The organism is Paenibacillus sp. BC26 (genome assembly GCF_900116125.1).
Classification (GTDB): domain Bacteria; phylum Bacillota; class Bacilli; order Paenibacillales; family Paenibacillaceae; genus Paenibacillus_Z; species Paenibacillus_Z lignilyticus.
The window spans coordinates 1-20,649 of the sequence record NZ_FPAD01000007.1 but is presented as its reverse complement, the minus strand read 5'-3'; the positions used below and the strand labels follow the sequence as shown (position 1 = coordinate 20,649).

The 20,649-nt window shown below is 48.0% G+C and carries 15 protein-coding genes; 11 read left to right on the top strand and 4 right to left on the bottom strand.

Going from position 1 to position 20,649, the window contains the following annotated elements:
• Positions 1–9 precede the first annotated feature (9 nt).
• From BM412_RS29625 to BM412_RS29605, 5 genes are all read left to right on the top strand, one after another.
• Positions 10–1,953: a glucosidase family protein gene (locus BM412_RS29625; RefSeq protein WP_091225322.1), complete on the top strand. Its 1,944-nt coding sequence runs from the start codon at positions 10–12 to the stop codon at positions 1,951–1,953.
• Between the two features lie 193 nt (positions 1,954–2,146).
• Positions 2,147–3,043 carry a nucleoside hydrolase gene (locus BM412_RS29620; protein WP_177246155.1) on the top strand — a complete coding sequence of 299 codons (897 nt, stop codon included), beginning with the start codon at positions 2,147–2,149 and terminating at the stop codon, positions 3,041–3,043.
• Between the two features lie 91 nt (positions 3,044–3,134).
• On the top strand, positions 3,135–4,001 hold the full coding sequence (locus BM412_RS29615) for an ABC transporter permease (RefSeq protein WP_091225452.1): 867 nt from the start codon (positions 3,135–3,137) through the stop codon (positions 3,999–4,001).
• 18 nt (positions 4,002–4,019) lie between these two features.
• Entirely contained in the window at positions 4,020–4,943 is a 924-nt protein-coding gene (locus tag BM412_RS29610) for a carbohydrate ABC transporter permease (RefSeq protein ID WP_091225320.1), read from the top strand.
• A 52-nt stretch (positions 4,944–4,995) separates the two neighbouring features.
• The gene (locus BM412_RS29605) at positions 4,996–6,525 is read left to right on the top strand and encodes an ABC transporter substrate-binding protein (RefSeq protein WP_091225319.1); all 1,530 of its coding nucleotides are present in this window, start codon (positions 4,996–4,998) and stop codon (positions 6,523–6,525) included.
• A gap of 63 nt (positions 6,526–6,588) precedes the next feature.
• Here the strand turns inward: BM412_RS29605 and BM412_RS29600 are convergent, their stop codons facing one another.
• The 3 genes from BM412_RS29600 to BM412_RS29590 form a co-directional block, all read right to left on the bottom strand.
• A complete protein-coding gene (locus BM412_RS29600) occupies positions 6,589–8,403 on the bottom strand; it encodes a sensor histidine kinase (RefSeq protein WP_091225318.1) in 1,815 nt (604 codons plus the stop codon).
• On the bottom strand, positions 8,400–9,980 hold the full coding sequence (locus tag BM412_RS29595) for a response regulator (protein ID WP_091225317.1): 1,581 nt from the start codon (positions 9,978–9,980) through the stop codon (positions 8,400–8,402). Before BM412_RS29595 ends, BM412_RS29600 begins: the two co-directional genes overlap by 4 nt.
• A gap of 468 nt (positions 9,981–10,448) precedes the next feature.
• Positions 10,449–13,271 carry a GxGYxYP domain-containing protein gene (locus tag BM412_RS29590; protein ID WP_091225316.1) on the bottom strand — a complete coding sequence of 941 codons (2,823 nt, stop codon included), beginning with the start codon at positions 13,269–13,271 and terminating at the stop codon, positions 10,449–10,451.
• 392 nt (positions 13,272–13,663) lie between these two features.
• On the opposite strand from BM412_RS29590, the gene BM412_RS29585 reads away from it, so the two are divergent.
• The 6 genes from BM412_RS29585 to BM412_RS29560 all read left to right on the top strand — a co-directional run bounded on the left by BM412_RS29585 (position 13,664) and on the right by BM412_RS29560 (position 20,293).
• Entirely contained in the window at positions 13,664–15,418 is a 1,755-nt protein-coding gene (locus BM412_RS29585; RefSeq protein ID WP_091225315.1) for a sensor histidine kinase, read from the top strand.
• A gap of 3 nt (positions 15,419–15,421) precedes the next feature.
• A complete protein-coding gene (locus tag BM412_RS29580; protein WP_091225314.1) occupies positions 15,422–16,216 on the top strand; it encodes a response regulator transcription factor in 795 nt (264 codons plus the stop codon).
• 134 nt (positions 16,217–16,350) lie between these two features.
• Entirely contained in the window at positions 16,351–17,745 is a 1,395-nt protein-coding gene (locus BM412_RS29575; RefSeq protein WP_091225313.1) for an ABC transporter substrate-binding protein, read from the top strand.
• 120 nt (positions 17,746–17,865) lie between these two features.
• A complete protein-coding gene (locus tag BM412_RS29570; protein ID WP_091225312.1) occupies positions 17,866–18,732 on the top strand; it encodes a carbohydrate ABC transporter permease in 867 nt (288 codons plus the stop codon).
• Positions 18,732–19,559 (top strand): carbohydrate ABC transporter permease, encoded by an 828-nt coding sequence (locus BM412_RS29565; protein ID WP_091225311.1) that lies wholly within the window; start codon positions 18,732–18,734, stop codon positions 19,557–19,559. The genes BM412_RS29570 and BM412_RS29565 overlap by 1 nt, the downstream gene beginning before the upstream one ends.
• Positions 19,560–19,696: 137 nt before the next feature.
• Positions 19,697–20,293 (top strand): TetR/AcrR family transcriptional regulator, encoded by a 597-nt coding sequence (locus BM412_RS29560; protein WP_091225310.1) that lies wholly within the window; start codon positions 19,697–19,699, stop codon positions 20,291–20,293.
• Positions 20,294–20,421: 128 nt separating this feature from the next.
• Here BM412_RS29560 and BM412_RS32390 read toward each other — a convergent pair.
• Positions 20,422–20,649, bottom strand: a 228-nt coding sequence (locus tag BM412_RS32390) for a hypothetical protein (RefSeq protein ID WP_218163202.1), incomplete at its 5' end; no start/stop codon positions are given.

The following is a 20,649-nucleotide window of genomic DNA, read 5'->3' as shown; positions in this document are numbered from 1 at the left end:
GTGATGGGTATGAATGCGATCCAAACAATCGACCGTTGGACACTAAACAATCAGCATCTTATTAGCTGGGATATCCAGAAGGATCCAAGCCTTCCGCATGAGGATCATATTGAAATGAGCGGGAAGAGAGTATCCATGATCGTTCATTATGGCGTGGATCGACAAGGAGAGCTGGTACTGAAGCGCGGCGTGATCTGGCCTATGCTCAGGACGATTCCGAATGATACGCATGCCAGCTTGATTCAAGAATATGGCGCGGAGATCATGCCGGCGTTCACCATCAATGGCGAGCGAGTTCCGGCGGAGAAACCATACGAAGTAACGTTTAATGGCATGCTGGCCATAAAGAGCCGTACAGAAAACAACCTTCGAATCGAACATTTGCTCTTCCCAAGCACGGATTACGGCGCAGCTATGGAGAAATACACGCTTGTTAACGATTCGCAGCAGCCGATGACGGTTGAAATCTCTCCCCTGACCCATACGCTCACCAGGAGAGGAATCTACGGGATCTATTTGCTTGAAGCTGTGCACGATGCACCTTCCCAAGCGACATTGCTGCCGAATGAGGCACTTTCCTTCTATTTGACGATTAGCGGAAGAAAGCTGCTTGATGCGGTACAAGTCTATCATGGTCAAGAGGAAGAGGAGAAGCGGGAAAGTTTCGTTAGTCGAATTCGCTCCACGTTGCAGCTTGAAACACCGGATCCCGTTCTAAACCAAATGTTCGATTTTGCGAAGTTACGGGCGTCGGAGAGCATATTTGCTACAAAAGGCGGCTTAATGCATGGACCTGGAGGAGGCTCCTATTATGCAGCTATTTGGGCCAATGATCAAGCGGAGTACGTGGGTCCGTTCTTTCCGTACTTGGGAGACCCTGCAGGAATCGAAGCGTCCTTGAACTGCTACCGGTTATATCGCAATTTCATGGGGCCCGATTATTCGCGTATTCCTTCCTCTATCATTGCGGAAGGCGTTGATATTTGGGAAGGTGCCGGGGACCGGGGAGATGCCGCCATGTATGCATATGGCGCCTCTTTATTTACGCTTGCCCAAGGGGACTTGGTCATTGCCCAAGAATTATGGCCGGCTATTCAATGGTGTTTGGAATACTGCAAACGAATGCTTACCAGCGAAGGCGTAGTTGCATCGGACTCGGATGAGCTTGAGGGCAGATTTCCCACAGGGCATGCTAATCTCTCTACTTCTTCCCTCTATTACGGGGCTTTATGTGCAGCCTCTAAATTAGCTCGATCTCTGAGTGAAGAAGCGCTGGAAGAAAAGTATAGTACGGAGGCAAAGCAATTAAGAGAAGCGATAGAACGTTATTTCGGCGCAACCGTCGATGGATACGAAACCTATCGTTATTACGAAGGAAATGTAACGTTGCGCTCTTGGATTTGCTTGCCGCTGACCATGGGGATCATGGATCGCAAAGAGGGCACGGTCAGAGCGTTATATTCGCCTAATCTGTGGACGATCGATGGCCTTGCCACGCAGTCGGGAGACAAGACGTTCTGGGATCGCTCGACGTTATACGGATTTCAAGCGACATTCATGGCGGGAGAAGCGGAGCAATCGCATCAATATCTGAAAGCCTACTCGAGAAGAAGGCTTCTTGGTGACCACGTACCCTATGCGGTCGAAGCGTTCCCTGAAGGAAACCAGAGACATTTATCCGCGGAGAGCGCATTATATTGTCGTATCTTTACGGAAGGGGTATTCGGCATAAAGCCGACCGGATTAAATTCCTTCACATGCGCCCCGCAGCTGCCGGCGGAATGGAACAACATGACGCTACGTTCCATTCAAGCTTTCGGAAGAAGCTTCGATCTTCATGTGACCAGAATGCACAACGGACTCCACTTTCAAGTTGACGTGAATGGTGTACAATTATCGTACGAATGTATGGCAGGAGACAAAGTGGAAGTGGTTCTCCCGGCCGGAGATTGAGATCAGAAACCTTGATAGACTAGCGTCTATCAAGGTTTTTTTTGTTGTCTGAGCGTTATAGGATCGAACGAGGGGAAACTCAGAACATCGTATATTTTTACTTATAATCATATTTTTGTATATATATCCGTTTCTGAATTAGGACTACAATATTACTTGCAAGCGAATGTAAGCCCTTTCAAGGAGGATGAATATGGACAGAACAAAGATCATCATAGACACGGATATTGGTGACGATATCGATGATGCACTGGCGATCGCCTTTGCTCTGGAGTCGCCCGAACTGGAAGTTATAGGCATTACTACAGTGTTTAAAAATGTGACGGCCCGGGCCAAATTAGCGGTTAACATGCTCGAAATGGCCGGACGGTCAGATATCCCCGTATACGCGGGAATCGGCAAACCGATTCTGAATCAGGTTGATTTAAACGAAATTCCGAACCAGTTCTCCGAAGAAAAGGATGGACATGCGGAGGGATACGGTACGGATGCGATCGATTTCATTATCAATATGGTCATGAAATCGGATGGAGATATTACCTTGGTGCCGATCGGTCCTTTGACCAATATAGCTGTAGCTATTCTCAAAGAGCCGGAGCTCAGAAACAAGGTGAAAGAGATTGTCATGATGGGAGGCTGTTTCTACAGCCACCTCAGTGAATGGAATATCAGATGCGACCCGGAAGCCGCAAGAATCGTGTTTGAATCAGGCATACCGATAAAGGCTGTCGGACTGGATGTTACGGTCCAATGCGTACTGACCAAAGAAGATGTCGACCGGTTGTTCACCAAGCCTAAACGATCGGCCGCTTATATTCGAGAATTAGTCGGACGGTGGCAGCAGGTAACGGATCATTATCCGATGATGCATGATCCTCTGGCGATCTGCGCGGTATTCGACAATACCATTCTGGAATTCCAACGGGATGAAATTGTCGTGGAGACGCAGGGGGAGTTCACCCGCGGGGCGACTTATAACAAAACCGCGCTCTACTGGCGCGGCAATGCGGAGCAGTCCGTCATCCAGGCTGCCAAAAACGTGGATTCGGAAGCTTTTATCAAGCTGTATATGGATAGGGTTTGCTACTAGTTTCCTTATGACTTGCAGACGAAGGAAGTGAAATGGTTTGAACAAGCACGGCTTTCTATATGAACTTCGAAAAAACAGAACCTTATTTCTGATGGCTTTACCTGCAATCGCCTTGATTCTATTGATCGCTTATATCCCTATGGCCGGAATCATACTGGCATTCAAGGATTACAGGTTTAACCTTGGCGTGTTTGGCAGTCCATGGAACGGGTTCGAGAACTTCAAATACTTCTTTACTTCAGGTACAGGTTTATTGGTTACGAGAAACACCATCCTATACAACATGCTGAATCTGGTAACCTCTCAATTGTTTGCCATTATGATCGCGATTTTTATCAATGAGATGAGAGGCCGATATTTCAAAAAAATATCGCAATCGATTATTTTCTTGCCCTTCTTTATTTCGTGGACGATTGTTGGCGTCTTTGTTTTCAACATCTTCAACTATGAGACCGGAACGCTGAACACGGTGCTGAAGGCATTCAACCTGGATCCGGTCAATCTGTACAGCATGCCTTATGTATGGGTATTCATCATTTGTTTCTTCAACTCGTGGAAATGGGTTGGCTATACGTCGGTTATCTATATTGCTTCTATTGTCAGCATCGACTCCGAGTGCTTTGAAGCGGCGGAAATTGATGGGGCCAATATTTTTCAGAAAATATTTTATATCACCATCCCATCGATCATGCCGACCATCTTCATCATTTTCCTATTGAATCTGGGCAGGATATTACGCGGCGACTTCCAGATGTTTTACCAGATTGTCGGGAATAACGGCCAGCTCTTCGACGCCACCGACGTGATCGACACGTTCGTATTCAGGTCGCTGATTACAAGCGGCGATATCGCGATGCCGGCTGCGGCAACCTTCTATCAATCCGTGCTGTGCTTCGTCACGATCATGGTGGTGAATGGCATCATCAGAAAGACAAAACCGGACAACGCTCTGTTTTAGGAACAGGAGAGAAGAACAATGCAGCAAACTTATGCTTCCGGCACGAATGAAAAAACGCACAAGAAGATTGAAGGAACCTATCTGATATTCAACATAATCAGTTATTCGGTGGTTATCGTGGCCGTCATCCTATGCCTGCTGCCATTTGAAATGCTGGTGTCCGGCTCGTTCACTTCGGAAAGCGCCATTACGCAGCATGGTTACGGAATCATCCCGGCCGAATTTTCACTAGAGGCTTATAGAGTTCTGTTCAAATACCCCCAGGACATTTTAAGGGCATATGGGGTATCCATCTTCATAACGGTGGTTGGAACCGCCGTAGGACTGTTTGTTACTTCGATGACGGCTTACGTGCTGAACAGAAAGGACTTCTTATATCGAAACAAGCTTGCGTTCTTCTTTTACTTCACCACGTTATTCAATGGCGGGATTCTATCGTTGTATATCTTCTTCGTCAAATACCTGCATTTGAAAAACAGCCTGCTTTCCTTAATCATCCCGCTGATCATCAATGTGTTTTATTTGATCGTGATGAGAACCTTTATAAGCTCGATACCCGATTCCATAAGCGAGTCCGCCAAGATCGACGGAGCGGGAGACTTCACCATTTTCTTAAAGCTGATTTTACCGCTAACGAAGCCCGGACTTGCGACAATCGGACTGTTTTATGCCCTGGAATACTGGAATGACTGGTATAACGCGATGCTCTTTATAACGGATATTAAGCTGTATCCGCTTCAATATTTGTTATTCTCGACGCTGCAATCGTCCGAAGCCATAGCCAGACTATCAAGCGTCGCAAGCGTATCCATGATCGATGTCCCCACCTTATCGTTAAAGCTGGCAATGGCGGTCATTGCTACGGGTCCCATTATCCTCGTCTATCCCTATGTACAGAAGTATTTCGTAAAAGGCCTTACTGTCGGTGCCATCAAAGGATAATCTCGGTCAAGCCGGTTTATCACATACACAATATTTATAAGGGGGAGTACATGTGAGGAAGGTAAAAGGACTAACGCTGCTGTTAAGTTTGGCACTCATTATGGGGCTTGTGCTTACAGGCTGCGGCGGCGCGGAATCCAATGAATCAACCGGCAATACGAACAGCACGAATGAAAATACCGGTAATGCCGTAGCTGCGGATATTTCCAAAAAGGTTGAATTAAACATGTACCTGATCGGCTCGCCTGCCAAGGATTACGATATGGTGCTGGCCGAAGTTAACAAAAAGCTGGAGAAAGATTTAAATGCTACGGTCAAAGTAAACTGGGTAGGTTGGGCCGATTTCGGAACACAATACCCGCTGCTGCTGGCATCAGGCGAACCGATCGATCTTATTTATGCATCCACATGGACGAATTTCTATTCGAATGCTCGAAAAGGCGCTTTCCTGGCGATTGAGGACTTGGCTAAGCAATATGCGCCGAAGAGCTTAGCTCAAATTACCCCTGATGCGTATAAACAGACTGAAGTTGACGGTCATCTCTACGCAATGCCCGCTCAGTTCTTCCAGTATGGAGATATGGGGTATATCGTGCGGGGCGATCTCATGGACAAATACGGCCTGAAAACGATCGGAAACTTGGATGATTACGGAAAATATTTGGATGCCGTCGTGAAGAACGATTCCGCGCTGGATCCAAGCGGTCAGATCAGCTCATCGGGCGGTCTTGAAAGCTATTACGCAAACGCAAATGGCTTCTACAATATCCTGGCGACGCAGTATTCCCCGTTCATGGTGAGCATGGATGATACTTCCGCTAAAATCTTCAACTTGTATGAATCCGACGGCATATCGGATTACTACAAGAAAATGAAGGAGTGGGGCGATAAAAACTACTGGTCGAAATCGATCTTGTCCAATAAAGACGACAAGATGTTCGAGAACGGAAAAGCGGCCAGCAATTTGCATAACCAGGATTCCTGGAAAGGTGCTTACATGAAGCATCCGGATTGGGATGTCAGATTCTTCCCGAACAGCAAATACACGTATAAAACATCAGCCATGCAGGACGGAATGGCCATTCCAGCATCGGCCGCAAACCCTGAGCGGGCGCTGATGTTCCTGGAATTGCTAAGAACGGATCAAAGCTACTATAACCTTCTTACTTACGGTATCGAGGGCAAGCATTACGAGATTACCGCGGACAACAAGCTGAAAGCACTTGATTTGGACGGTTTTGCACCTGAAGGGTATTGCTCGTGGGGCTTTAAATCGCCTGAGTTCTATAAAGAGCCGGTCGATTCTCCGCCAAACATCGATGAAGTGAGAAAGCAGCTGGCAGACAGAGCACTTGATAATCCTTATGCGCTCTTTACGCCTGATTTCGAGCCCGTCAAAAACGAAATGGCTGCCGTGAACAACGTCGTGCAGCAGTATGCGCTTCCGCTCAACTATGGTTATATCAAGGATCCGGAAGAAGGTCTCAAGACGCTGGTTGATAAAATCAAGAATGCCGGCTCGGATAAGATCATAGCCGAAATGCAGAAACAGCTGGATGCCTTTCTTGCAGCCAACAAATAGTTAACGGGAAGCAGAATAACAAAAGGTTCAGGAGGGATCAAGTCACCCTTCCTGAACCTTTTGTTATTTAGAAGGACGTACCGCCGGTATTCTGATTTCCACCGTTGTTCCGTTACCCGGCGAGGAGCGGTAGGTCAGGCCGTATTCCTGGCCGTAGCAGAGCTTGATCCGGTGGTTGATGTTTCGAACGCCATAGCCATGGACCTCATCGGCCGGATTTCCGTTTGCAAGTATTTCTTCGGCTTTGTCCTGCGGCATTCCCACGCCATCATCCTTGACGATCAAGACCAGATCATGCTTGTCCGGAAATCCGGTTATCGTAATGGAGCCTTTCTCTTTATCCCTGTCTTCACGTATGCCGTGAATAATCGAGTTTTCAACAATCGGCTGGAGTATTAATTTCAGAATAGCGCAGCTGTATAGATCAGGGTCAATGTCGATAGCCAGTTTGATTTTATCGTCGAATCTGAGATTCTGTATTTTGACATAGATGCGGATATGATCGAGCTCATCTTCAAGACTTACGATATCTTTGCCTTTATTCAAGCTAAGCTTATAAAATTTGGCCAGCGATTGCGAGATGACGGCAATTTCGGGTACGTCATTGTCTATGGCTTTCCAGTTGATCATTTCAAGCGTATTGTACAGAAAATGCGGGTTGATTTGCGCCTGGAGCGCCTTGAGCTCCAGATTCTTGATCTCCTTGCCGTTCTGATATTGTTCATCAACGAGAAGCTTGATTCGTTTGACCATATGATTGAAGCTGTCGGTCAGGTCCCCAATCTCGTCGTGGATTTTGGAATTCACTTCCACGTTCAGAAACCCTTCCTGTACCAGCCTCATTTTTTTCCTAAGCAGCTGGATTCTCTTGACGGTGGCGCCTGTAATGAAATAGGCAAGTCCATACGAGATCAGTCCGCATACCAGCATCAATACAAGCATGAGGTCTCTGATTCGGATGCTTTGCGAGTATATTTCCGTATTAGGGATCGCCGTAACCATCGTCCAATCCGTATTCTCGATGGCTCTTGCTTTAATAACGTAATCGCTGTTGCCGAATGCCGCGTTATTCCATGTGGTATCGTTGTTTTGAAGCTCCTTTATAAGCTCCGTGTTGGGGTCGATGCGATTAAAATTTTGCAGGTTGGAGCAGCTTACGATATCGCCGTTCGAGTTTTGAATATAGACGACGCCGTCATACGTGATATTTGCTTTTTGAATCATATCCTCGATGTTTTCTTTTAAAATGCTTAGCTCGATCATGCCGATATATTCGGTTGTCTGCTCCGTGTTTCTGATTTTTCTTAGCAGGGAAATCACCTGTACCGGGTCGAGGCTGCTGCTGTTGTTGGTAATGGTATGGGGTGGAAGCCAGTTGACCTTATCCTTGGATGCCATCAGAATTTGATAGCTTTGCGTGTGCGAGAAGCTGTCCTTATCGTAAAAGTTGAAGTTTTGCGCTGCATACATAAACCAGCCGGGAACGTACAGGCTCGCCCGATAGACATCTTCGGAGTTCTGGAAGCTGCTCAGGAAATTTTCCAATTTCAGCCGATCGATGTTCTGCTGCACGTAATCATTCTCAAACTCTTCTTTCTTTCTTGCCAGAATCGTTTGAACGTCAGCATTGAAATAGATGACATCGGATGCCTTTATCAGCGTGTTCACCTTATAGTTTAAGAACGTATAGGCTTGGTCGAATGACTGATCTGCGGAGTGGAGAATTTGTTTCTCGTAATCACTGGATACGTTTTTGTAGGATATCGTAGTTAGCAGCGCCAGTGGGAAGAAGATGAGAATAAAATAGGAGATGAGAAGCTTTCCCCTAATGTTCATATGGGTAAAAAATCCGATCAGAGCCCGGAGTGAATTGTTCACGATTTGTGTTTTCTCCTAAATTGCGTAGGTGTCATTCCCGTTATTTTCTTAAAGGCCTTTGCGAAATAATTGGCGTCATTATAGCCGGATCGGTCGGCGATCTCATATAGCTTGGCTTGCGGCTTCATTAGCAAATTAGCGGATTTCTCGATTCGAACCTCTGTAATAAACTCGCTTATCGTTTTGCCTGTTTCTTTCCTAAACAACGAGGAGAGATACGTGGGCGTTAGGTGAACGTGATCGGCAAGCATATTTATGGATATTTCCTTGTCACTATAGTGGCTTCGTATGTATTTGATCACGTCGAGAACGGCTCTGCTGTTGGATTCGATATTCTCGATACGGTCCAGGAGATCGGCTGCCTTCTTCAGGAAGTAGCCTTTCAGATGCTTGAGCGTATCGATTCGCGACATCATCGCCCAATCATATTCCTCTTTCCGGTGATCGGAGATGCTTAGATCTAATCCTCTCTTCGCTGCTTGTTCAATCAGCATGTGCAGCATTTGATAGAATAGATTCTTGACTTCGTCTACAGGCGTTCCGGTCTTTGTCCTAATAACGGTGTATAACTGTTCTGTAAACTGCATGATTTTATCTTTCTGAAGCTCCTGTAAGAGTTCGGCATAGGACTTTAGAATTTCGGCGTGGATCGGGTATACGGAGACTTCTCTGTTGGCGGCGTAAAAAATATTGCCAAAGTCGTAATAAAAAAGGTGCTTGAGAAAGCCGGCTGCTGTCTCATAGGAATCACGTATTCTCGACACTTCTGCCGAGGTGCCTCCGACTACCCAGGATAATCTTGAGCAGGTCATTCCTTGCTCTTTCAAATGCTCGGAAAGAAGATGATAGACCGCAGCAAACTCTTGCTTACGTTCCGGTTTATGTGCGGAGATGACGATAATATGGGTGGAATCCTTCATTACCGCCAAATGGGTAAAGTCGTGCGACGATTGATGAAGAAATTCAATACTACGATTGCAGCAGCTTTGTTTGAGGACACCTGTCTCGTCGTCATCATAGGAAGGGACTATGATGGAAACCGTATAGGAGTCTCCTTGGTTGAAGGATATGCCGGCAAGGTTTAAGTTTCTCCGCAGTTCATCGCTATCGATTGGGTTACTAATCAGATCGTTCACGATATTCTGTCTGATAAATGGAAGGCTGCTCGACAGGGCCATGTTAATATGATTGACTTTGTTATTCTCCAAGCACAGTTGTACGGCTTTTCGTATCACCTCTTGCAACTCTTCTATAACAATAGGTTTCTCGACATAGCTGACAGCATGAATGCGAATGGCAGCTTTCAGGTATTCCTTGTCGGAATATCCGCTCATATAGATAATTTTGCATGCGGGAAACTCTTCTCGGAGAGAGGCGGTAAATTCGATGCCGTTCATCCCGGGCATTCTTATATCAGATACAACGATATCGGGATGCATGCGGCGAGCTACTTCGAGGCCTTCTACTCCGTCCTTGGCTTCTTCTACAACGTCGACACCAAGCTCGCTCCACTTGATGTGCTTCATCAGACCTTTTCTGGTTACGGTTTCATCTTCAACGACTAGAAGCTTAATCATGCGATTTCACTCCCGATAGAGTTATGACATACCTCCATGTTACACTACAAACCTGTGTCGGGAAAGGATATTAAACCGCGTAGAATCAACGATTCCAGGCGGATAGAGATGCAATTCGGGATACTGATACGTGCATTAGCGCATGCTTGGTCGTATTGCAGCTCTAACGGTTGTGAAAGCGGCTATTTAGCATGAATTTGCCCTATATAAAGTCTAACGGTTGCCAGAGAGCTTATTTGATCGTTCTCCGATAGGAATCGATCCATTTGATGCAAATAAGGTCTGTCACAACCGTTAGACTTTTAAATAGGCTTATTTACATCAATTAGCCACGCTGGCAACCGTTAAAGTTTTGTTCATGAAGCCTAGACAGAAAAGTGGCTGTCGAGCCATTCGCGGATAATACGAGAAAGAACCGCCGGGAAACCAATCATCCCAGGCGGTTCTTTGCATTGGACTAGCGAAGCCTTAATTAATCGTTACATTATCTACCGTTATCGTGGCATTGTCATAGTACCACACTCGGTATTCGAGGTTCCTGCCCAGTGCTTGATTGAAGCTGAGGCTGAAATTTTGATATTGATTCACGGAGGTGAACTGCTGCCTTGTAAGGTCCGATTGCGCTACTGTCGTGCCTGTCGCGGCATCATAGACGTCGATTTTCGCGACATTCGCATTGTTTAGCGTATTGTTATCGATTTTGATGCGGAAGGTGAGTTTGCGATTGCCCATCGGAACATTCGAATCATAGGGTCCATAAACCATATGCCCTTGATTATCCAAGGCGGACGAAGCCTGCCAGCCATCGCCGCTTACGCGTCCGACGCCATGCCCGATATACGCGCCTTCCGATTCGTACTTGCCGATGCGGCTGGTCACGGTAACTTTATCGATGCTGATTGTAGCTTTATCGCGATAGTAAGCTCTGAATTCCAACGAGCTGCCGGTTGGATTCTCGAAGGTCAGGCTGAAGTCTTGGTAGGTATTGCTGCTCTTGAAGTGATTCCGGTACACATCGTAAGTGGCGAGAACCGCTCCCGTCGTATTGTTGCGTACGTCCAGCGTGACGACATTATCGTTGGTGCCTGTGTTCGAATCGATTTTCATCTTAAAAGTAGCCGTGTTTGTGCCGACCGGAACGGTTGTATCGAAAGGTCCCGAGAGCATGTAGGCGGCACTGGATGCAGCTACGTTCGCAGACCAGTCGCTTCCGCTGACGGCGCCGGTGGCATGCGAGAATTGGGTCTCTGCTTCGAGTTTCTTCACGATGGTGGACGTTTCGATAGGCAGCTGATTGTATTCTCGCATTAATTGGAAATACGTATCCGGTCTGACGAATACGATGTTGCTGTTGGCGCTGTAGTTATTAACCGCGTTTACGAAATTCTGGTAATTCACATCCCAAGGATTGGCTTGAATGCTGACGAATCGAGGGGAAGTGCCGGACCAGCCTGCAATGGCTTGATTGATCTCGTAAATGAGCGTGGCTTCCGAGTAGCAATAGTTTGCGTTCAGGCCTTGAGCAGGCAGCGTGTTGTTATAAACCGTGAGGGCACCGCCTCCGACTTGAGCCGTTAACCCCAGCATAGAAGGTGCATACTGCGCGAAGCTGTTGCCGACATTCGTATTGATGCCGCCGACAATGGTGTTCCAAATCGTAGCCACTCTTAAGCCGGCGCGGTTCATGTAATCATTGGACAAGGCAACGAAATTGTCCAGATACGTTTGATTGGTCCAATCATTCGGATACGTATAGCCGACGCCGGAAGGTCCGGCAATAAGCGCATCGTTTGGCGTTGCGGTGTTGTACAGATAGTTTAACAACCCCGGCATCGCATCGAGCATAGCGGGGGAAACGGTCCAGCCCAGAGGCACGGTACCTCTGTTCGCGGAATCCCATAGCTTCTTGAAGCGATGCTCCATATATTGCAGATTGTCCCCGTCACTCAAGATCAGCGAAACGTAGATTTTATTCTGGAGTGTCGGTTTATTCGGTACGGGTTTCACATTCACCGTTCTTGAAGTACCGCTGAATACCGTCAAGTTGGAGGAGAAGTCGCTGGCGACTGTCGAGATGCCGTATGCGGATGCGGTTTCAACGCCTAACTGTTCATCCGGCCACCAGCCCATGTAGACGCCGCTGCCGTTAGGCATATCGGAGAGGAAGGATTGAAGCAGCGTTTTCTCCGCCGGAACGGCAGGGTTCAGCCAGATAACCGCTGCGCCGGTTGCCATCGCGTAATCGCGCAGGTACCCTTTAATTTCCGGGTTCAGCCCGACAACCATCTTATGAGAAAGCGAGGACCAGTAATTATTGTAGATATGTTGATAGACGGAGAGCTTGGTGCTGAAATCGCCGCGCAGATCGTCCAAGATCGGCAAGTTGTACGGTGCGGAGGTAAGCGTGGTAACTAAACTTGGCGGCGCTACGATACCCCCGGATTGCGAAGCGATAAGCGTAGCCAGATTTACGGTATCGGGCACGGCTGTGTCATAGATGACGATCCCGTTAATTTCACTGGCATACTTGGTGATCAGCGACCAGTTGTTAGACACGTCGGTATGTCCAATGCCCAGCGCATTCAACCAGCTGTCTTTGCCGTCTTCGTTTCGGACAGCATTATCGTAGGAATAAATTCGGGGCTGTGTTTTGTTTACGAGACCTTTAAGCGTCGTGAACACGAGCGCTTCATCATCCTTATTGCCCGCCGGAATCGTACCGACAGCATCTACTTTGGTGTAAGCTCGCCCATACCAGTACACTCGGAATTCCAGGGCATGACCCGCAGTCGCATTGTTATAGGACACGGTGAATCGTTGATAGTTTCCCGCTTGTGTCCATTCTTGCCTTGTCACATTGCGAGTCGCCAGTATTTGACCGTTCACGTTGTCTCTAACGTCCAACGTGACGATGACATCGTTATTAGCCGTGTTGTTGTCGACGATCATATCGAAATAGGCTGTATTCGTTCCGGTTGGCACGTCTGTAACATAAGGACCGTAGACCATGTACTGATTCGCAGTGTCAATGCCCACTTGCGAGAGCCAGCCATTGCCGTCCAGATGTCCGGAGTTATGCAAGGCCGCAGTTCCTTCTGCTTCATATCGGTATTCGCTTACCAGGTTTATCTCGTCGAGAGTCGCTGCAGGGGCCGAGAAGGAAGGGAGTATTTGGCCTGAAGGCCAAGTTAATCCCGAAGCCTCCGCTTTCGGCAGGCCGAAGAATGGAGCAGATGCGGCAAAAAGCATGGTTGCCAGAACCGTTAAGCCTAACTTCTTGGTTAATTTCATTGTTATCCTCCTTTAATAATGGATCTCAAATGTTCTGCTTATGCGAAACAGAAGATGTCCCATTAACCGTTCTCGATCACCACCTACACCCCTAGACGTAATGGACGATTGGCGAATTGGCGCTGCATCAAGATGGAGGAAAAGCGTTAAAGTAAGCGCTTTATTTACCATAAATATCGTATCATGCATATTAATTATATTCAATATATATTTAATGATGTATTGACTTTAAATTACGGGAAACTTCAATATCCAATTTTATCGTACCTCGATCCTATGAAATCCGAACTATCCCATCTTTACCTAATGGGTCCATAATATATAATGAAGTAGAATCCGGCCTGATCTTCACGTTCAGACCGTTTATTATATCAAAGGCGGGCGCCAAACCTATGAGATGGACAACAAGGCTGTTATCCCTGTTTCGTTTCCGCAAAGTCAGAAGTCGTTTCCTGGCCGCAATGATTCTGTTGTCCGTGCCTCCGTTATTCCTCCTCGGCTACATATCCTTCAATATTGCTAAAGATACATTGACGCTTAACAATACGCAGACCAATATCGACCACCTGGAGACGTCCAATGAAGTGGCCGATTTGTTATTCCGCAATGTGCTTAACCTGAACCGATCGATCGTTTTAAACGATGAGATTCGCAATGACCTGCGCACCAGCGAGCTTAATTCGAGTACGCAGCAAAGCGAGATGAATGCCACGACCAGCAATCGTCTGCAGCGCGTCATTAACAGCGATTCTTACGATTCCCGTTACGTTGACTCGCTGTGCGTGCTGGATCTTTACTACCAGACCTATTGTCTGGGCAAATCCGATGATGCGGGCATTTATGAGAGCCCTGCCAAGAAACTAGAGATCGAAGCTGCAGATTGGTATAAACAAGCCGTCGCCGCCAAGGGGAAAGTGGTGTTCTTCAACTACAATGTGCTCGGAGATTCATCCCATACATTCTCGACAGTCAAGCTGTTCCGCGACTCCGGCGATCCCAAAGGCAGAGCGATCGGCCTCTTGATCGTCAATCTATCCAAGTCGATGTTCGGCAGCGTATTCAGCGAAAGCCATAATAACGGCATGTTCATGGCGGTGGATTCTTCGGAAGAGGAGCTTCGGGTGGTCTATCCGGAGGAGCAGGCGATTGAGTTGCCGAAGACGGCAGGCGGTCTGGCTGCTTCCGTGAATAAGCTGCGCGAACAAGGTTATTTGGTCAGCCAGTATCGTAACCAGACGACAGGATGGACGTTATTGCATCTGATTCAGAAGAAGGAGCTGCTGAAGCAGTCGAATCGGATCGGTACGGCAACCACGCTGATTGCGTCATTAATTGCGCTTGTCGCGCTGTTGCTGTCCGTCATTATCTCGGGTACGATCACGAAACCGCTAATTCAAATCAAGAAAATGATGGTCGATTGGAACAAAGGAGCCCGGGAATTCGACAGTACATTCTCCAAAGACGAGGTGGGGACAATCGGCGAGACATTCAAACGTATTTCCTCGGAGAACGAGGAGCTGGCGAAGAGGCTGCTTCATTCGGAATTAAAGGAAAGGGAAGCGGAACTGCGCGCACTCCAAGCGCAAATCAAGCCCCATTTTCTATATAACACGTTGGATTCGATCTATTGGATGGCCCGTTTGCAGAAAAATATCGAGGCGGCTCAGATGGCGCTTTCCTTGTCCGAGAGCTTCAAGCTCAGCCTGAATAAAGGGAAAGAGACGATTCCGGTCTTCAAGGAAGTTAAGCATATTGAGCATTACATGACGATTCAGAACATTCGATACAACAATCGCTTCACGTATCACGCGGACATTGACGAGTCTATTATGGGGATTGAAATTCTGAAGCTGATCGTCCAGCCTCTTGTAGAGAACGCGATTTACCACGGACTTGAACCGAAGCTCGGCGAAGGGAAGATCGTAGTTTCCGGGAGAAAAGAAGGCGAGTACCTAGTCTTCATCATCGAAGACGATGGAGTTGGAATCGCGGATATGTCGGTTACCCAGCAAGGATATGGGCTTGCCAATGTGAAGGAACGGATTGAGCTTTACTATGGGGCGAGCAGTTTTTTTGATATTACAAGCGAAGAAGGCGTGGGCACCAAAGTGGAAGTCAGATTCAAACCTATCCGCGAGGAGGCGTAGGCCGTGCTTAAAGCCGTTGTGTTTGACGATGAATATATCGTAATCGAGGCATTGCGAACACTCATTGATTGGACAGGGTTAGAGGTCGAGCTTGCAGGGACAGCAGGTGATGGTATCTCTGCGCTGGAGGTGTTCAGACGTGTGAAACCTGACATTGTGTTGACCGATATTCGGATGCCGGGGATGGATGGACTTCAGTTGATCCAGGAAATCATGCGCGAAGCGGAGGACACCTGCTGCATCGTATTTAGCGGCTTCAATGAATTTGAATATGTGAAGCAGGCAATTCAGCTTGGCGTCACGGATTATCTGGAGAAGCCCATAACGGATGAGAGCGTGGAGCGATCTCTGCATAAGGCCGTCAGCAAGATAACCAGTCAACGAGAAACGATGGACATTCGCAGAAAATGGGAGGAGAGCCAGCGGGAGCTCTTGGAGAAGGCACACTTGGATGGTCAAACGTTGGGAGATGACCAAACGCCGAAGAATTCCGCAGTGGAGCGGGCTCGTACGTATATCGTGCAGCATGTAAATCGGGACTTGTCCCTGCAGGAAGTAGCTGAACACGTGGGCATGAATGCCGCCTACTTGAGCGTGCTGTTCAAGGAGGAAACAGGCGAAACCTATATCAAGTTTCTGACCCGATACCGCATGGAGCTGGCGAAAATGCTCCTCCGCAGAGGGTTGAAGGTGAACGAGGTGAGCGAGCGAGTCGGTTATCATACGTATCGGCATTTCTCCGAAGTATTCAAGAAATGCACGGGCACCACACCCGGCCAATACCGCGAAATGATCTAAAAAATACGGACGTCGAACAATGAAATGACCCACTGAACGTGATGTAGCGCGGGACTTATAATAGGGATATGGGTACCCGGGCCCTATATTACTTCTTTCTTGACGAACGATACTTATTCAGGGGGACATTGTTCATGGCGAAGTCGAATGCAGCAATATCGAGAAAATATGTAGCCGTCCTATCGTGCGTTTCGTTATTTGCCGGCCTGCTTGTCGGCTGTGGAAATTCCAACAATACTAATACCAACACCAAGGACAATGCAGCTGCTAACACAACGCAATCCGGTAACACATCCTCGTCGACAACCGAATCTGCCAGTAATTCGCAGGAAAAGGTTAAGATAACGCTGCTGGTCGATAACTCGCAAGATTCCGTTAATGTGGCCAAAGCTTTAGTCGATGCATTCCAAGCGAAGAATCCAAACATTACCATCGAGACGGAAACCAGGCCGGCAGGCAGTGAAGGCGATAACTTCGTGAAGACGCGCCTCTCGACAGGGGATATGAACGACGTCTTCTTCTACAACGCAGGCTCACTTATGCAAGCGCTTAATCCGGAGGAGAATATTCTGGATGTCTCTAGTGAACCTTGGGAAGCGGACGTTATTGACTCTTTCAAGCAGACGGTAACCTTTAACGGCAAGCAATACGGAGCCCCAACGAACGGAACAATGGGCGGGGGCTGGTTCTACAACAAGAAGATCTATGCGAACCTCGGACTGACCGTGCCGAAGACTTGGGACGAATTGATGGCGAACAACAAGAAGATTAAGGATGCGGGCATTACGGCCATTATCGGGACCTACAAGGATTCGTGGACCTCGCAGCTGATCATGCTGGCCGACTATTACAACGTTCAAGCCGACGATACGAACTTCGCAGCCGACTATACCGCGAATAAGGCGAAGTATGCGACAACGCCTATAGCGTTAAGAGGCTTCCGGAAGCTTGAGGAAACAGTGGGCTACATGAACAAGGATTATCTTGCGGCTAACTTAGATGCGGGGCTCAAGATGCTGGCTGAAGGTAAGGGAGCGCATTATCCGATGCTGACCTTCGTCATCCCGACCATCGCACAGAACAATCCCGAGAGCATCAATGACATTGGATTCTTCGCTCAGCCCGGCGATAGTGCGGATAAGAATGGACTTACGGTGTGGATGCCAACGGCAGCCTATATTTACAAAAACACCCAGCATGCTGCCGAGGCCAAGAAATTCATCGCTTTTCTCGCCTCGCCCGAGGGGATGGCTGTAGTCGGCAAGGTATCCAAGCCTACCGGCCCTTACGTGATCAAAGGCGCTGCGATCCCGGACGATGTTCCGCAGGTCGTTAAAGATATGCTCCCGTATTTCGATTCCGGCAAAACCGCACCGGCGCTCGAATTCGTCTCTCCGGTCAAAGGGCCAAACCTCCCGCAGATCACAGTCGAAGTCGGCTCCGGCCAACGGAACGCAGCCGACGCGGCGGCCATGTACGACAAGGACGTAGAGAAACAAGCGCAGCAGCTCGGACTCGCCGGCTGGTAGAATCAATGGCTTGAGCGCTGAAGGCGATAGGGAAGGGGACGGCTTCGGGAGCCCCTTCTCTTCATCGACCTCGTTGCTCGGCTTACTTATTTCTCAACCATACCAGCAAGGGGGATCGCAATGAACAAGGTTTGGAAAAGCACCTATACCTACTACTTCCTGCTGCCTGCGGCGATCATCTACTTGATTATTTTTATTGTGCCTACGTTCATGTCCTTCTTCTTCAGCATGACCCGTTGGACGCTTCAGGATTGGACTTATATCGGATTGGATAACTTTAAGACGTTCTTCCAAGAGTCATCGCTCAATATCGGCTTCAAGAATACGTTCATCTATGCGGTCGTCACCTGCGGCTTGAAGGTGGTAATCGGACTGCTGCTCGGCGTCTTCCTAACTTCGAAAATAAAAACGAAAAATTACCTGAGATCCGTCGTGTTCTTTCCGACATTAGTGAGCACGATAGCCGTCGGCATCGCCTTCAGTACGCTTATGCATCCTACGGAAGGATTGATCAACACGACGCTTGCGTACTTTGGCATATCCGGTCCGGATTGGCTTGGAGATACGCGGATTGCCTTGTTGTCGGTAGCCTTCGTGGATGTGTGGAAGGGTGTCGGCTTTGCTACGGTGATCTATATTGCGGGCATCATGTCTATTCCCGAGGAATATTACGAGGCACTCCAGATCGATGGAGGAAATTCGTGGCATAAGTTCTGGAATATCATCCTTCCGCTGAGCCGGCCTGCAACGAATTCGGTCATCATTTTGGCGTTTATCGGCGGTTTGCGCAGCTTCGACATCCTTTGGTCGATGACTCGGGGCGGGCCCGGGTTTGCAACGGACGTCATTGCCTCTATTATTTATAAGCAATATCAAGGCGGCTTCTATGGATTGGCTACGGCCGGCAACGTCATATTATTTCTGTTCGTGTCCGCGCTCGCTTTCCCGTTGTCGCTTTACCTGAACCGAAGAGAGGTGGACCTATGATGGGCAAGCTCCGCCGGTTCAGCCTGGAATCCGGGGCGGTGTTGGCTTCGATTCTTATTTTCTGGATTCCGCTCTATTTCGTCATTGTAAATGCGATGAAAGACGAGAGAGGCGCATCCTTGAGCAACATGGCGTGGCCGTCGACCAACCATTTGTGGGGCAATATCAAGGAAGTGATTCAATCCCGCGATCATATGCTGGTGCTCGCTTTCGTTAACAGTACAACATTGACGATCCTATCAATCGCCATATTGTTGCTCGTGTGTGCCATGGCGGGCTTCGTTATGCAGAGACGCTCCGATGGGGTAACGCCTTGGATCAGCTTCTTCGTGCTGGCGGGTTTGATCATTCCCCCTGCGATCGTCCCTACGATCTGGGTATTGGATAAGCTTCACCTGTTCAAAACGATGCTGGGACTCATCATGGTCGAGGTGGCGCTCGGCTTTCCGTTCGGCGTGCTGTTGTACCGCGGCTTCATGGGCGCGATCCCTCGAGAAATCGATGAAGCGTCCGTAGTTGATGGCTGCGGCGGTTTCCGATTGTTTTTCCAAATCATCTTTCCGCTGCTGAAGCCCGTGAACGCGACGATCATCGTGACCTCGTCGGTGGCGATCTTCAATGATTTTACCAACCCGCTCTACTTCTTCCCGGGCTCCAAGAATGCAACGGTCCAGCTCACACTCTACAACTTCATGAGTCAGTTCATCTCGCAATATAATCTGCTCTATACGAACATTCTGCTTATCACGCTTCCGCCTCTTGTCCTGTTCATCTTCTTCAATAAGAAAATTGTGGCCGGAATAACGGCGGGTGCTGTGAAAGGCTAGCTGAACGAGAGCTCTTAGTAACGACGATGAACCGCACTCGGGCGTATGCCCGAGTGCGGTTATTTGTGTTCTAGACCTGATTTACATGGTGTTGTATAGTTTACAGTATATAGTGAAGCAGAGAGGAAGAGGCTGAGATGGGGCATGCCAAGGATCAGGTCGATCCCCGCATCGTACGTACGAGGCGTTTGCTTCGAGATGCGTTCATTGAATTGCTGCAAGAGATGGAGCTGGAGAAAATTTCGGTCAATCGGCTCGCGGAGAGAGCCACGCTTAATCGCGTTACATTCTACCTGCATTACCGCGATATGCCGGATATGTTGGATAAGATGGCCGACGATATGATTGAGGATATTACTTCAATTATCAATGCGCCAAGGCCCAATCGGAGCTCAGCGGAAGAAGTGGATTGGCCGTTGATGGTCAATTTACTGGAGCATATCGCGGAGAATTTCAAGTTCTATAAAGTCATTCTTGCCGCCAAACGAACGACGGTCTTCACGGAACGGCTGCTGAAGCTGTTGACGAAGTTGATCACGGAAAGCGTCGAACGTCCGGGATGCGAGCGCGATTTCGCCAACTCGGGGATTCATAAAGATATTGCAATATGGTACAGTTCCTCGGCTATGATCGGTACGATCATCTCGTGGCTGCGTAACGACATGCCGTATACACCTGTTTTTCTTACGAAGCAACTGTCCTTGCTGCGCCAGTATCGGCAGTCAAAGTCGTAGTGCCAGCAATTTCTACGCCGGCATCGGCATCGTACATAAACAGCCATTCCTTGCAATTAATTGGGATGCCGGACGTTTGATGTATTAGTAGAGGGGGTATAAGTACTCAAGGAGCCGGAAAAACAATTTCAAAAAAGACTTGCCATATGATGATTAGCCATGGTATATTCTATTTCTGCCTCCGAGACATCAACTTGGATGCGGTGATCGAAACGAAAACAAGCTGAAAAATAAAGCTTGCAATCATGTTTCGAATCATGATAAGATCTAATTCCGGTCATGAGCCGGAAGGAAATAAACCAAGTATTTGTTCTTTGAAAACTGAACAATGAGCGACCAGTCAAATGGTTATAAAT